General features: G+C 68.9%; 14 protein-coding genes. 5 read left to right on the top strand and 9 right to left on the bottom strand.

Annotation, left to right across the window (positions count from 1 at the left end):
* Positions 1-253 precede the first annotated feature (253 nt).
* Both AB0395_RS45945 and AB0395_RS45940 read left to right on the top strand, forming a co-directional pair.
* Positions 254-481: a helix-turn-helix domain-containing protein gene (locus AB0395_RS45945; protein WP_366293970.1), complete on the top strand. Its 228-nt coding sequence runs from the start codon at positions 254-256 to the stop codon at positions 479-481.
* A 2-nt stretch (positions 482-483) separates the two neighbouring features.
* On the top strand, positions 484-1,017 hold the full coding sequence (locus AB0395_RS45940) for a Clp protease N-terminal domain-containing protein (protein WP_366293967.1): 534 nt from the start codon (positions 484-486) through the stop codon (positions 1,015-1,017).
* A gap of 73 nt (positions 1,018-1,090) precedes the next feature.
* Here AB0395_RS45940 and AB0395_RS45935 read toward each other — a convergent pair whose 3' ends face one another.
* The 4 genes from AB0395_RS45935 to AB0395_RS45920 all read right to left on the bottom strand — a co-directional run bounded on the left by AB0395_RS45935 (position 1,091) and on the right by AB0395_RS45920 (position 5,738).
* Positions 1,091-3,115, bottom strand: coding sequence for a hypothetical protein (locus AB0395_RS45935; RefSeq protein WP_366293965.1), 2,025 nt, complete (start codon positions 3,113-3,115; stop codon positions 1,091-1,093).
* Positions 3,105-3,860: a hypothetical protein gene (locus AB0395_RS45930; protein WP_366293962.1), complete on the bottom strand. Its 756-nt coding sequence runs from the start codon at positions 3,858-3,860 to the stop codon at positions 3,105-3,107. The genes AB0395_RS45935 and AB0395_RS45930 overlap by 11 nt, the downstream gene beginning before the upstream one ends.
* A gap of 43 nt (positions 3,861-3,903) precedes the next feature.
* A complete protein-coding gene (locus AB0395_RS45925; RefSeq protein ID WP_366293959.1) occupies positions 3,904-4,170 on the bottom strand; it encodes a hypothetical protein in 267 nt (88 codons plus the stop codon).
* 143 nt (positions 4,171-4,313) lie between these two features.
* Positions 4,314-5,738 carry a cation:dicarboxylase symporter family transporter gene (locus AB0395_RS45920; RefSeq protein WP_366293956.1) on the bottom strand — a complete coding sequence of 475 codons (1,425 nt, stop codon included), beginning with the start codon at positions 5,736-5,738 and terminating at the stop codon, positions 4,314-4,316.
* Between the two features lie 250 nt (positions 5,739-5,988).
* Between AB0395_RS45920 and AB0395_RS45915 the strand changes: the two genes are divergently transcribed.
* Complete coding sequence (locus AB0395_RS45915) at positions 5,989-6,345, top strand: STAS domain-containing protein (protein ID WP_366293953.1); 357 nt, start codon at positions 5,989-5,991, stop codon at positions 6,343-6,345.
* On the opposite strand, the gene AB0395_RS45910 is transcribed toward AB0395_RS45915, so the two are convergent.
* Both AB0395_RS45910 and AB0395_RS45905 read right to left on the bottom strand, forming a co-directional pair.
* Positions 6,346-6,570, bottom strand: coding sequence for an HGxxPAAW family protein (locus tag AB0395_RS45910; RefSeq protein ID WP_366293951.1), 225 nt, complete (start codon positions 6,568-6,570; stop codon positions 6,346-6,348). It lies immediately after the preceding gene.
* 27 nt (positions 6,571-6,597) lie between these two features.
* Entirely contained in the window at positions 6,598-7,044 is a 447-nt protein-coding gene (locus tag AB0395_RS45905; protein WP_366293948.1) for a MarR family transcriptional regulator, read from the bottom strand.
* Between the two features lie 81 nt (positions 7,045-7,125).
* On the opposite strand from AB0395_RS45905, the gene AB0395_RS45900 reads away from it, so the two are divergent.
* On the top strand, positions 7,126-7,308 hold the full coding sequence (locus AB0395_RS45900) for a hypothetical protein (protein WP_366293945.1): 183 nt from the start codon (positions 7,126-7,128) through the stop codon (positions 7,306-7,308).
* Between the two features lie 123 nt (positions 7,309-7,431).
* Here AB0395_RS45900 and AB0395_RS45895 read toward each other — a convergent pair whose 3' ends face one another.
* On the bottom strand, positions 7,432-8,562 hold the full coding sequence (locus AB0395_RS45895; RefSeq protein ID WP_366293942.1) for an ROK family protein: 1,131 nt from the start codon (positions 8,560-8,562) through the stop codon (positions 7,432-7,434).
* A gap of 161 nt (positions 8,563-8,723) precedes the next feature.
* Between AB0395_RS45895 and AB0395_RS45890 the strand changes: the two genes are divergently transcribed.
* A complete protein-coding gene (locus AB0395_RS45890) occupies positions 8,724-8,927 on the top strand; it encodes a DUF5302 domain-containing protein (protein ID WP_366293939.1) in 204 nt (67 codons plus the stop codon).
* 143 nt (positions 8,928-9,070) lie between these two features.
* On the opposite strand, the gene AB0395_RS45885 is transcribed toward AB0395_RS45890, so the two are convergent.
* Both AB0395_RS45885 and AB0395_RS45880 read right to left on the bottom strand, forming a co-directional pair.
* Positions 9,071-9,841, bottom strand: coding sequence for a response regulator transcription factor (locus AB0395_RS45885; RefSeq protein ID WP_366293936.1), 771 nt, complete (start codon positions 9,839-9,841; stop codon positions 9,071-9,073).
* Entirely contained in the window at positions 9,838-11,118 is a 1,281-nt protein-coding gene (locus tag AB0395_RS45880) for a sensor histidine kinase (protein ID WP_366293933.1), read from the bottom strand. The genes AB0395_RS45885 and AB0395_RS45880 overlap by 4 nt, the downstream gene beginning before the upstream one ends.
* Positions 11,119-11,268 lie beyond the last annotated feature (150 nt).

Below are 11,268 nucleotides of genomic sequence, written 5' to 3'. Positions count from 1 at the left end.
GGGCAGTTCCGGCTGGCGGGTGACGAGCTTCGCATGGCCTACCTGTTCATGTGCGCCCGGCGAGCCCCCTCCGCCCGGCAGCGGCACGGCGCGGGAGAAGGCGGTCCGACAGGTCTGTCTGCTTGTTCAGTATCCCCAGGTCAACGCTATAAGGACAGCTTTCAACGAGAAACCCGTCCCCCGGCGGCGAACTCCGGAAGGGAAAACGTCAGCTTATGCTGACAAATGGCCCTTGTCAGCATAAGCTGACATCATGGCATCGGTAACCGAACTCGCCGGAGCCGTCGGCGGCGACGACCCGGTCACCGCGCTGGCCGCGGTCGCGGCCCTGCGGCGACTGCTGGAGGAACTCGAGGCGGCGCACGTCGCCGACGCCCGGGCCAGGGGAACGTCCTGGGAGGCGATCGCGGCGGCGCTCGGCGTGAAGCGGCAGACGGCTCACAGGAAGCACGCACACCGGATCACCGACGGCGGGAGATGACGATGTTCCACGCATTCACTCCGGAGGCTCGGCGGGTCATGGTCCGCGCCGCCCTGCTGGCGCTCGACTGCGGCCGTAACACGCTCGACGAGGACATGCTGCTGCTCGCCCTGGCCGAGTCGTGGCCGGTCGAGGGCTTCACCGTGACGGCGTCCGCTGTCAGGGCAGAGATCGGGGGCGCCCCCGGCGACCATGAACTGCTGGCCACGCTGGGCATCGACCTGGACGAGGTCCGCCGCAGGATCCCCGTCCGGCGCGACGATCCGGCGGCGTGGCGGCTGCGCCGCTCCCGTGTCCGCCCGCTCCGCGTGACGCTCACCGGCCCCGCCGGTGTCCTCCCCCTCACCGGCGGCGCGAGGAAGGTCGTCGAGGTCGCCGCGAACTGGCGCGGCGCAGGACCGCGGGTGACGGAGAAGGACCTGCTGCGAGGCCTGCTGGCCGATGGCTCGAACGTCTCCGTCAGGATCCTGCGCCGTCTCGGCGTCGACCTCGACGGGCTGGCCGCGCATCTGGGCTTCCTGCGCGTGTCGGCCTGAGGCGCCGGTACGGCGGCTGAGCGCCGAGCTGAGCCGTACGAAGAACGGCGGCGTGCCCGGCGGACCACAGGTCTTACTCGCCGGACGAGTCTGCGCGGGATCGGAAGAAGGACGGGACGCCACCGGCCATGATCGCGATAAACCCGCTTCCAGCGATCAGAAGGGCGCCGTACGAACCGGCCGCCACCTGGGCCGTCATGTGCCAGTAGGAGTCGAAGGGCAGCAACACGGTGAGCACAAGCGTCGTCGTGATGGACCAGAGCGCCACGAAGAAAGGTGGCAGGTAACGGAAGGCACGACCACCCTGGTGGGTGCGCTGACGGCGCATTTCGATCACGGTCGACACGACGATGGGAACCACGGTGAAGGGGAGGTAGACGAGCTGCAGGGCGAAGTCGGCGTTCACCGGGGACGCCGCCGCGACGGCGACGACGCCCAGAACGACTCCCAGCAGCAGAGGGGTGAGCTGAAGGTACAACCGCGTGGTACGCGAGAGCCTCAGTTTGACGACCAGCGTCGAGTCGGTGAAAACGCTCGGGATGTCCAGACGTTCCGAGCGCTGCGGAACGCCCAGCTCCAGAGCGTGCACCTGCAGGTCCTGGGGCGTGCTCACGGTCACCTGGAAGTCCTCCTCGATGGTGAATCCCGAGGTCTGCACCGAGATGACGACGTTCCCCCTCAGCGCGCGCAGCAGGGTCCACCTCTGGGAAAGGCGGATCTCCTCGCTCCACTGGACCGAGACCTGAGACTCGGCCCGGCTCTGGGGTGCGCGGATGATCCTCCACGGCTGCGCCCGCAGCCGATCCAGCTGGACGTAGACCGCGGCCGTTATCAGGGGCGGCTCGGAGCCGGGCCCGCCGGCCCTTCTGTCCAGGACTTCGTTCAAGCGCTCCTTCAGAGTGCTCGCCGCCCCCGAGGAGGGGCCGAAGATGGGGAACCCATCGGCTCCGATCCGCTGAAGGTCGGGGGCCTTCGCGGCACTGTCGGGGATCTGCCAGAGAACGATGTAGTGAGGCGAGTCCTCTCCCTCCCGGACGGTCGGCGGCCGGAGGGTCAGGAGCAGTTCACGCTCGATGTGGTAGTCGTTCACGATGGATATCTTGTGGATCGCCCGTTCCACCTCCCCCCTCGGGAAAAGAGAGGTGACAAGGAGATCGCCAATGTCGGGTTCGCTTTCCCGGAACGTCCGCCGACTTCCCTCCTCGCGCCACCGCGACGCCTCCTGCCTCCGGGGCGCCCGGGAATCGTCCCCGGCCGCGCCTTCCAGCGCCCCTTGGACCCCGGCCGGCAGAGGTACGGCCACCGGTCCTGTCAGCAACGCGGGAGACGAGGCCGCGGGCCAGATGAGCCGGGGTTCGTATGGGCCCTTGGGTGTGTCCTTCAGGACGACGTACTCCCACTGGTAGGCCGCGTCGAGTCTCAGCTCCAGGCCCCCGCCGCGGACCGTCCGGCCGGCGACCCGCTCCCCCGGCCCCGCCTTCGGCCTCGCTCGCGGCCGCGGGGGCGTGTGTCCCAGGACCAGCAGAATGTTGTCGTAGTAAACCCGCTTCAGCGCCGGAGACCTCTCCGCGACCATCCGGAAAACATCGGCCCAGGACTCGGAGGCGTTCTTCAGGCGGGCGAACGCGGCCCGGTAGACGAAGGACTCCTCGTTTCTTCTCAGGAGTTCCAGGGACTCGTAAGCGAGGCGGGGCTCTTCGAGAGCGAGCGCGAACAGGGAGGATCTGCCCAGGGGCTGGGTCCCGAAGCGGGAGAACCACATCGACAGGGAGAAGGGGTCGGAGAGCTGGTCTCCGATGCTCAGATCCACCATGCCCGCGCATACGAAACGGACCGTCTCGGGGTCGTTCTCCATGAGCGAGCGCCGGAGGGGTGGGCGCAGGAACGGGCGAGTGATCCACCGGGCTCCGCGCCGTTCGAAAACGCTGGCCCACCACTCGCCCTCGATCGTCACGTCCGTCCTGAACACATGCCTCGTCAGTGTCTGGGCCGTCACGAGGTCGAACTCGTCGAGAAAGCTCAGCGCCAGGATCTCCCCCGGAGCGGACTCCGCCAGATGCCTGGCGAGATTCCGCACCACACCCGGTTCAGTTGACATTGAACACCTCTTGGTCGAGCTTGTGGGCGATGTTGAGAAGCCCCGCGAAGACCAGCCCCGCAAGCCCGCCGCTCGTCGTCGCGAGCGAGTCGAATCCTTCGGCTTCCTGGACTATCCCCATCTGTTCCGCCCATCGGGAGATCTCCGCCGCGTCCAGCCTCGGGAGCTCCACGCTGGATGCTTTGTCCAGCAGCTTGACGGCGAGGCCGTCGGGACCCGTCTTCCTGTTCCCCAGCACCCGTGCCGCGACGTCCTCCGTCACCTTCTCCGCGACGACGACGCCCCGTCCGCGGGTGCGCATGGCGCGGACCATCAGCTCGATGGCGGCCGAGGCGTCCGGGGTGCAGCTCGGCGTGTTGTCCAGCGCGAGCAGGAGGGGGCGCGAGTGAAGCGCGAAGTCGGCGGCCAGGGATTTGGCGAGCACGACTTTGAGACGTTGCGCCGACAGCGAGTTGTGGATCATGACCTGCGAATTGCGGATCCGCGTCCGGTCCAGCTCCACACCGCGGTCGATGAGGACGAGGCTCTCCTTGAGGCTCGGGAACTCCCCCGGATCCGCACTCGCGAGAACCGATGTCACCACGTCCTCCAGCCCGGTCACCTCGTCCAGGTCCAGATAGCAGGAAATGGCGTCCTCGTGCGCCTCCTCGCTGAACTCGAACAGCAACCGGGTCTTGCCCGCATATCTGGGCGCCGCCAGCGCGAACAGAAAGAACCGCTCCTCGGCGAGCGCGCTTCTCAGCATTTCCCGGACTATCTCGAAATCAAAAAGCTGCGTCTGCAGGTGCTCAGCCGTTCTCGATGGTCGAGTCGTCGACCTTGGTGCGGTTCATCTTGAGGAGGCCCTTGCGGTTACGGACCTTGGACCCTCCCCTGACATCGGTCTTGTTCATGTCGAGGGTGGGGCCGGTCTTTTCTGGAGCGCTCACACCGGCCTCCGTGTTGTCGTACCGGAAGAACACCTTGCCCATCCAGCCCTTGCTGAACGCGAGCACTATCAGGGCCACGATCACGACCGCGACCGCAGCGACGACATAAACCTGCGTTTCGGACATCCGGAACTCCCTCAGATGATCACGACTCAGGAAGAAGGGAGAATCGTCGAGTTTTCGCGAACATTACCAGGAGTTTCCTGCTGACAGATCGCCCTCCAGCGGCTTCGACATAGGCGTGGTGGGGTTTGTTACCCCAAGAGCGATTAATGTGTTTTATTCTCATCGCGTTCGAGGATTTCATGATCGGCATAGGCGGGGGATCCTCCGCCTTCCCCGAAATTCGCTCTCCCCGACACCCCGGCCACGGACCGCGCGACGGCTTCCGGCCGCCGCGAAGCGGAACTCGGCTCGTCCAGGAGGGCGGTCTCGTCGAACGGGGCGCGGCCGGAAAGCACCTCGGCCGCGCGTTCCCTGTCGAACTCGCCGGTCCAGGTCCCGACCAGGACGGCGGCGACCGCGTTGCCCGCGAAGTTGGTCAGCGCCCGCGCCTCCGACATGAAACGGTCGACGCCGACGACCAGGCCGACGCCGTCGACCAGGTCGGGGCGGTGGGACTGCAGGCCGCCCGCGAGCGTGGCCAGGCCCGCCCCGGTGACCCCGGCCGCCCCCTTCGAGGCGACGAGCATGAAGACGAGCAGGGAGATCTGCTCGCCCGGCGAGAGGGGGGCGCCGGTCGCGGTGGCGACGAACAGAGTGGCCATCGTCAGGTAGATGGCGGTGCCGTCGAGGTTGAAGGAGTAGCCCGTCGGCACGGTGACACCGGCCACGGAGCGGCTCACCCCGAGATGTTCCATCTTCGCGATCAGCCGGGGCAGCGCCGACTCGGAGGACGAGGTGGACAGGATGAGCAGGAACTCCCGGCCGAGGTAGCGCAGCAGCGAGACCAGGTTGACCCGGGCGGCCAGCCAGAGCAGCGGCCCCAGTACGGCCAGCACGAACACCAGGCAGGTCGCGTAGAAGCCGAGCACGATGACGGCAAGACCCCTGAGCGCGTCCACGCCGGTCGCACCGGCGACGGCGGCCATCGCGCCGAAGGCTCCCACTGGGGCGGCCCACATGATCATGGCGAGAACGCGGAAGACGAGCCGCTGCACGTACCCGACGGCGGCCAGCAGCGGGGCGCCCCCCTCCCCCATGGACTGCAGGGCGAACCCGGCGAGCAGGGCGACCAGCAGGATCTGCAGCACCTGTCCCTCGGTGAACGCCGAGACGAGCGTGGCCGGGACGATCCCGAGCAGGAAGGCGACGAGGCCGCCCTCCGCCCCCTTAGCCGCCTCGGTCCCCGCGGCCCTACCGAGGTCGCCGGTGAGTTCGAGCCCCTGGCCGGGGTCGAGGAGGTTGCCCGCGACCAGGCCGAGGGCCAGCGCGACGCTCGACATGACGAGGAAGTAAGCCAGTGCCAGGCCGCCGACTCTGCCGACCCTGGCCGCCCCGGTGACCGATCCGATGCCGAGCACGATGGTGCAGAAGACGATCGGGCCGATCATCATCTTGATCAGCGCCACGAAGGCCGTGCCCAGTGGCCCGAGCCCCCGTCCGACCCCGGGAGCCGCCAGTCCGACGACGGCGCCGGCGACCGTCGCCAGGACGACGGCCACATACAGGCAACGGGTTCGATCTCGGGACATGGGCGCTCGGCCTCCCCGGCCTCGACGGAAACTCCGATCGGGTAACCATCAGAACCCATAGAGTGACCGACGTCACGGTTCTTCGCGTTCGCGCCGCGTTTTCTTCGCGAGGCCGTACGGCGGCCGGGGCACGGGCCCGGCACGGCGGGCACCGCGTCCGGATCACTTGACTCTCCGTGCCTCGCCGGAGCCTCAGACCTGATAGGACAGAGACAGCCCGCCCTGCGCCCCGCGGGCGGAGGAGCGGATCATGGCTTTTTTCGCGGTTTCATGGAGCATGCACGGCACGGCCTGCGTCGTCGAGGCGAGCGGGGAGCTCGACTATCGTCATGCCCCCGTCCTCCGCGGCGAGATGACCAAGATCTGGGAGGAGGCCCCTCCCCCGACCATGGTCATCGACGTCACGGCGCTCACCTTCTGCGACTCGACCGGCGTCGCGGAGCTGATCGCGAACCTCAGGAGGAGCCGCGCCCTGGACACCCGCCTGGTCCTCGCCGGGGTCCATGGCACCCTGGAGCGCATCCTGACCATCACCGGCCTGCGCTCCGCCTTCGAGCTCTCCCCCTCCACCGAGGAGGCCCTGCGAAAGGAGGATCAGCCCCTGTGATCAGTTGCCGTTGTCCAGCGGCACCCGGGGAGCGTCAATGATCACGTCGGAGAAGATGTCGACCACCAGGGCGATCACGCCGCCGACCGCGATGATCCCGGCCCCGGCCCAGAACAGCGCCCAGCTGGGGCCGATGCACAGGGCCACACCACCGACGGTGAACCCGATCAGAATGACGATCACCGCAAGCCAAGACTTGGGGCTTCCTCCGTGGCTTCCAGCCATGAGCCTTTCTCCTGTCCTCTCCGTTGCTCAGTGAGGTGCGCCGTTCGCCGCGGCGATCACGCGGGTCAGCGACCGGTGGAGCTCCTGCAGCTCCTCCAGGTCCATACCCAGGCGGTCGACCACGGACGACGGAATCCTCTCAGCCTCGCTCCTCAGCTCCCGGCCCTCCTGGCTGAGCGTGACCAGCAGGACACGCTCGTCCTGGCTGTCCCGCTGCCGCCGGACGTAACCGATCGCCTCAAGACGCTTGAGGAGCGGTGACAGCGTACCGGGGTCGAGTTGCAGTAGCTTGCTCAGCTCCTTCACCGACAACGGCGCGTGCTCCCAGAGGGCCAGCATCACCAGATACTGCGGGTGAGTCAGGCCCATCGGCTGCAGCAGCGGCCGGTAGACGCCGATGACGCTGCGCGAGGCGACCGCAAGGGCGAAGCACACCTGCCGTTCCAGGCTCAGGGCATCGATCGTGTCACTCACAGCACCTCCCACCCCCCATAGTACGATAATTGGTGCACAAACTATTATTGTGCAAAGTATCAGCGGGCGAGAGGGAGTCCCATGTTTCGCGGCAAGACGATCGAGGAGCGGATCGCCGAGCGTCAGGCCGGGCGTCCCGCGCTCAACGAGGGCAAGCACTTCGAGCACGGCCCCGCGAGGTTCATCTTCCTCTTCGTCATCGTGTTCGTCGTGGTCGGCCACCTCGCGGGCCTGCTGGTGCTGATGGCCCTGGGCGTGCACTGACGCCGGCGAATCACTTCGAGCCGGTGAAGGCGAACGGCGGCAGGCGGAGCTATGTCCCCGAGGGCGATGTCCAGGTACCGGTCATCGCGAGGGGCGGCGGTCACGGCGGCGCGGGCGCCCGGCTCAGGAGGCTGGGGTGAACAGCGTCCGGTCGAGATGGTCGAGGGCGAGACGGACCGCGCCGAGCGCGACGGACTCGTTGCCGAGCCGGGAGGCCACGACCTCCGGAGGATAGAGGGTGACCCGATTCAGGTGCCGCTGGATGGGCTCGACCAGCAGCGACCCGGCCTGGGACAGGCTGCCACCGACCACGACCAGCTCGGGATCGAGCGGGTTGACGATGGTGACGAGCCCCTCCGCCAGGCGGAAGGCGAACGCCTCGACCGCGCGGGCCGCCTCCTCATCCCCCGCCCGCGCCCGGCCGACCGCGAACTCGGCCGACTGCCTCGGAGAGCGCAGCTCACCGGGATCGGCGGACATGGCGTAGTCGATCACGTTGCGGAAGGCGAGCCGGTAGCCGCTCGGCTGGTCGCCGATCTCCCCTGAGGCAGCGTGGCTGCCCCGATGCAACCGGCCGCCGATCAGCAGGCCGAGACCGATCCTGTTGCCGGTGAACAGGTAGACGACGTCTCGGTACCCCTCGGCGACCCCTCGCCAGTGCTCGGCGAGCACGGCCAGCCGCATGTCGTTCTCGACCAGCACCGGCACGGGGAGCAGGGCCGCCAGCCCGGCCTGGAGGTCGACCCCGGTCCACCCAGGGATGGCCACGCTCTTGACCACCCGCCCCGCCCCGTCGACGACCCCGGTGGTGCCGATCGCGACCGCCGCCAGCTTCTCCTTGTCGACGACGCTCTCCTCGACGAGCGCGGCGACGGCCGCGATCCGCTCGTCCGCAGGCAGGTCAGGGGAGACCGTGACCCTGCGCGTCGCCAGGATCCGTCCGTTGAGATCGGCGGTCACGGCCAGCAGCTTGTAGCCTCCGACGTCGACGCCGATCACGTGACCCGCCGAGCCGTGAAAGCGGAAACGCCTGGCCGGCCTACCGCGCTGCCGGTCCGCGGACTCCCCCTCGCACTCCTCGGCCCACCGCTTGGCGAGCAGATCCTCGACGATCCCCTCGGCGGTCGGCCGGGAGACCCGCGCCGCCCTGGCGAGCTCGGTGAGGGTCACGACCTCCCCGCCGCGCAGGATCCGCAGGATCGCCGCCGAGTTCAGCCTGCGGAGCAGGGACGCGTCGCCGCTCTCCTGTCTCATTGCATCCTCTCGACCTCACTCGGAGACCCTACGGACAGGGCTACCCTGCTTATATAAGAGTCTTTCATATTTACCCTCAGCCGCCCCCGGCAGAGGACATGAGAAGATGATGATCCGGTTGGCCGGAGTTTTGACCGGCCGCCCAGATTCAGGAGGTCCGTATGTCTGACGTCACACCGGAACCCGAAAGTTCCGAGAGTGCCGAGGACGAGCTGAAGCGCAAGTTCCGCGAGGCGCTTGAACGCAAGAAGCTCGCCCAGACGGACGCGGCCGCCGGTGGCACGGGGAAGGGCTCCTCGAAGATCCACGGTGCCCACGGCCCGATCGCGGGCAAGCGTTCCTTCCGCCGCAAGAGCGGCGGCTGAGCGAGGTCCGGTCTGAGCCGGGGCGGGAGCGGGCCGGTCGTACGGCGCGCCGTCACCCGTGCCGCTCAGGCCGGAACACCCGGGGGGTCTTGGCTGGGTCCCATGGCTGGTCGTCCCGGGCCTGTCAGAGCAGAGCGGGAGGATCAGAGCAACCCGTGGTCTCGGGCGTAGATGGCGGCCTGGGTCCGGTCCCGCAAGCCGAGCCTGCCGAGAATGCGTGAGATGTGGTTCTTAACCGTTCCCTCGCTCAGGAACAGGCGCGAGGCGATCTCCCGGTTGGTCGAGCCGCCCGCAACGAGACGCAACACCTCGATCTCACGGCCGGTCAGCACGCCTCCGCCCCCCTCGTCCTCTCCCGCCTGCCCGCCCTCCGCAGGCACAGGCGCGGAACGGTCCGCGCGGGCCAGCATGGACGCCAGGCGCCCCATAACGGACGAGTCGAGCTGCGTGACACCGGCGTTGGCCAGGCGGACCGCGTCGGCAAGGTCGGCCGCGGGCAGATCCTTCAGGAGATAACCCGCCGCGCCCGCCGCGAGCGCCTGGACGATGTACTCCTCGTCGTCGAAGGTGGTCAGCATGACGATCCGGCAGCGCGGCATCCGGCGGCGCAGAATCGTCACCGCCTCGACGCCGTCGACCCCGGGCATCCTGACGTCCATCAGGATCACGTCGGGTTCCAGGGCGAGGGCCCGCCGGACCGCGTCCTCCCCGTCCCTGGCGGTCCCGACCACGGTCAGGCCCGGCTGAATGCCGAGCAGGGAGGCGATGCCCTCGCGGATCAGCTCCTGGTCGTCGACGACGAGCACGCGCACGGGCCCGCCGGACGCACTGCCCATGCCGCCCCCGCCCGTCCGGCCGCCCTCACCGTTCTCACCGTTCTCGTTCACCCGGTCTTCCGTACCGTCCTCGCTCATCCGGCCGCCTGCGCCGTACGGCTCGCGGCCCCGGCGGTGCGGGGGACCGTCACGGTGATCACGGTGCCCACTCCTCTGCCGCTCCGGATGTCGAGTCCGCCGCCCAGGAGGCGGGTGCGCTCCCGTATCCCGAGCAGGCCGAATCCCTCCCTCCGCGTGGAGGGGGAGAAGCCTTTGCCGTCGTCGGTGACAACGAGCCGCGCGACCGACTCCCCGAACGTCACCGAGATCGACACGTGCTCGGCGTCACCGTGCCTGCGGGCGTTGGTCAGGCACTCCTGGGTGGCCCGGTAGAGCGCGGCGAGCGATTCCGCGCCGTAGCCGTCCTCCTGTCCCACGAGGTCGAGGGTGACCGCCAGGCGGCCGTCACCGGCGTGCCCGACCAGTTCGGCGAGGGCCTCCGACAGTGAGAAGGGCCGCGTTCCCGCGCGCAGCGCGCGTACCGCCTGGCGCACCTCCTCCAGCGCGCGCCTGGCCGACCACCGGGCGTCGGTCAGTGCCCGGTCGGCGGCGGCGCGGTCCAGGTCCCGGAAGGCGGAGGCCTTCTCCAGCTGGATGGAGATCGCGGTCAGGTGGTGACCGAGGCTGTCGTGGATGTCCCGGGCGACCCGGGTTCGCTCCATCGCGGTCGAGAGCTCGGCGACCTGCCCGGCGTAGGCCGTCAGCAGGCCGTGGGACTCCTCAAGCTCCCGCAGAGTGCGCTCGAGCCGTACCCGTCCCGCCTGCTCGCCGACGGCGACCTCGGCCGTCGCGACGACGAGGACCAGGCCGAGGGCGAACATGAGCAGGTCGGAGATGTACTCCGCCCGCGTGTACCAGCCGGGGACCGACAGGGTGAGCGCGGCGGCCAGCAGCCCGAGGCACGCCATGCCCAGCGCGATCCCCGTCCTGCGCCCGAAGGCGAAGTACGCGGTGAACGGCACCAGCAGGAACAGGGCCCGGGACAGCCCGGAGCCGTCGAACGCGGAAACCGCGGCGAACAGCCCGAGGCGTGCGGCGAGCAGCGCGATCGCGGGCCCCGCAGGAGGCCTGGTCCCGAAGCGTCGCCGCTCAGCGACGTCGAGGACGAGCAGCGAAACGAGGCCGCCGACAAAACCGACCATGTATATCGACTCGCGGTCGCCCGCCCCAACCATGTCGTAGTAGACACCGCCCGCGAGCACCGCGAGGTAGAGCGTGAACGACACCCAGGGCACGGGCCGCGCGAGCGCGAGCGGCCCCCGCCGTCCCCTGAGGGCACGCAGGCCCGTCGTGAGCCCGACCGGCGACGAGGTCATCTCGAACCTCCGAACGATCGACGTGCGGCCGGACGGCGACGGCCGTCCTCGAGCAGATTACGCCGGGCGGGAGGGGCCTTTGGCGGCTCAGGGGCGCCTCACCTCTTTTTGGCCGGTCGGCACGTGCCGACCGGCCAAAAAGAGGTGAGG

Origin of the sequence: Streptosporangium sp. NPDC051023, from assembly GCF_040689595.1 — a bacterium.
Taxonomy (GTDB): Bacteria; Actinomycetota; Actinomycetes; order Streptosporangiales; family Streptosporangiaceae; genus Streptosporangium.
The sequence above is the reverse complement of the archived record's forward strand: the minus strand, read 5'-3'. Positions and strand labels throughout refer to the sequence as shown.

Bases quoted from the DNA above. Each gene is read 5' to 3' on its own strand.
- AB0395_RS45945 (WP_366293970.1), top strand. From the start codon at position 254: ATGGCATCGGTAACCGAACTCGCCGGAGCCGTCGGCGGCGACGACCCG.
- AB0395_RS45940 (WP_366293967.1), top strand. From the start codon at position 484: ATGTTCCACGCATTCACTCCGGAGGCTCGGCGGGTCATGGTCCGCGCC.
- AB0395_RS45935 (WP_366293965.1), bottom strand. From the start codon at position 3,115: ATGTCAACTGAACCGGGTGTGGTGCGGAATCTCGCCAGGCATCTGGCG.
- AB0395_RS45930 (WP_366293962.1), bottom strand. From the start codon at position 3,860: ATGCTGAGAAGCGCGCTCGCCGAGGAGCGGTTCTTTCTGTTCGCGCTG.
- AB0395_RS45925 (WP_366293959.1), bottom strand. From the start codon at position 4,170: ATGTCCGAAACGCAGGTTTATGTCGTCGCTGCGGTCGCGGTCGTGATC.
- AB0395_RS45920 (WP_366293956.1), bottom strand. From the start codon at position 5,738: ATGTCCCGAGATCGAACCCGTTGCCTGTATGTGGCCGTCGTCCTGGCG.
- AB0395_RS45915 (WP_366293953.1), top strand. From the start codon at position 5,989: ATGGCTTTTTTCGCGGTTTCATGGAGCATGCACGGCACGGCCTGCGTC.
- AB0395_RS45910 (WP_366293951.1), bottom strand. From the start codon at position 6,570: ATGGCTGGAAGCCACGGAGGAAGCCCCAAGTCTTGGCTTGCGGTGATC.
- AB0395_RS45900 (WP_366293945.1), top strand. From the start codon at position 7,126: ATGTTTCGCGGCAAGACGATCGAGGAGCGGATCGCCGAGCGTCAGGCC.
- AB0395_RS45895 (WP_366293942.1), bottom strand. From the start codon at position 8,562: ATGAGACAGGAGAGCGGCGACGCGTCCCTGCTCCGCAGGCTGAACTCG.
- AB0395_RS45890 (WP_366293939.1), top strand. From the start codon at position 8,724: ATGTCTGACGTCACACCGGAACCCGAAAGTTCCGAGAGTGCCGAGGAC.
- AB0395_RS45885 (WP_366293936.1), bottom strand. From the start codon at position 9,841: ATGAGCGAGGACGGTACGGAAGACCGGGTGAACGAGAACGGTGAGAAC.
- AB0395_RS45880 (WP_366293933.1), bottom strand. From the start codon at position 11,118: ATGACCTCGTCGCCGGTCGGGCTCACGACGGGCCTGCGTGCCCTCAGG.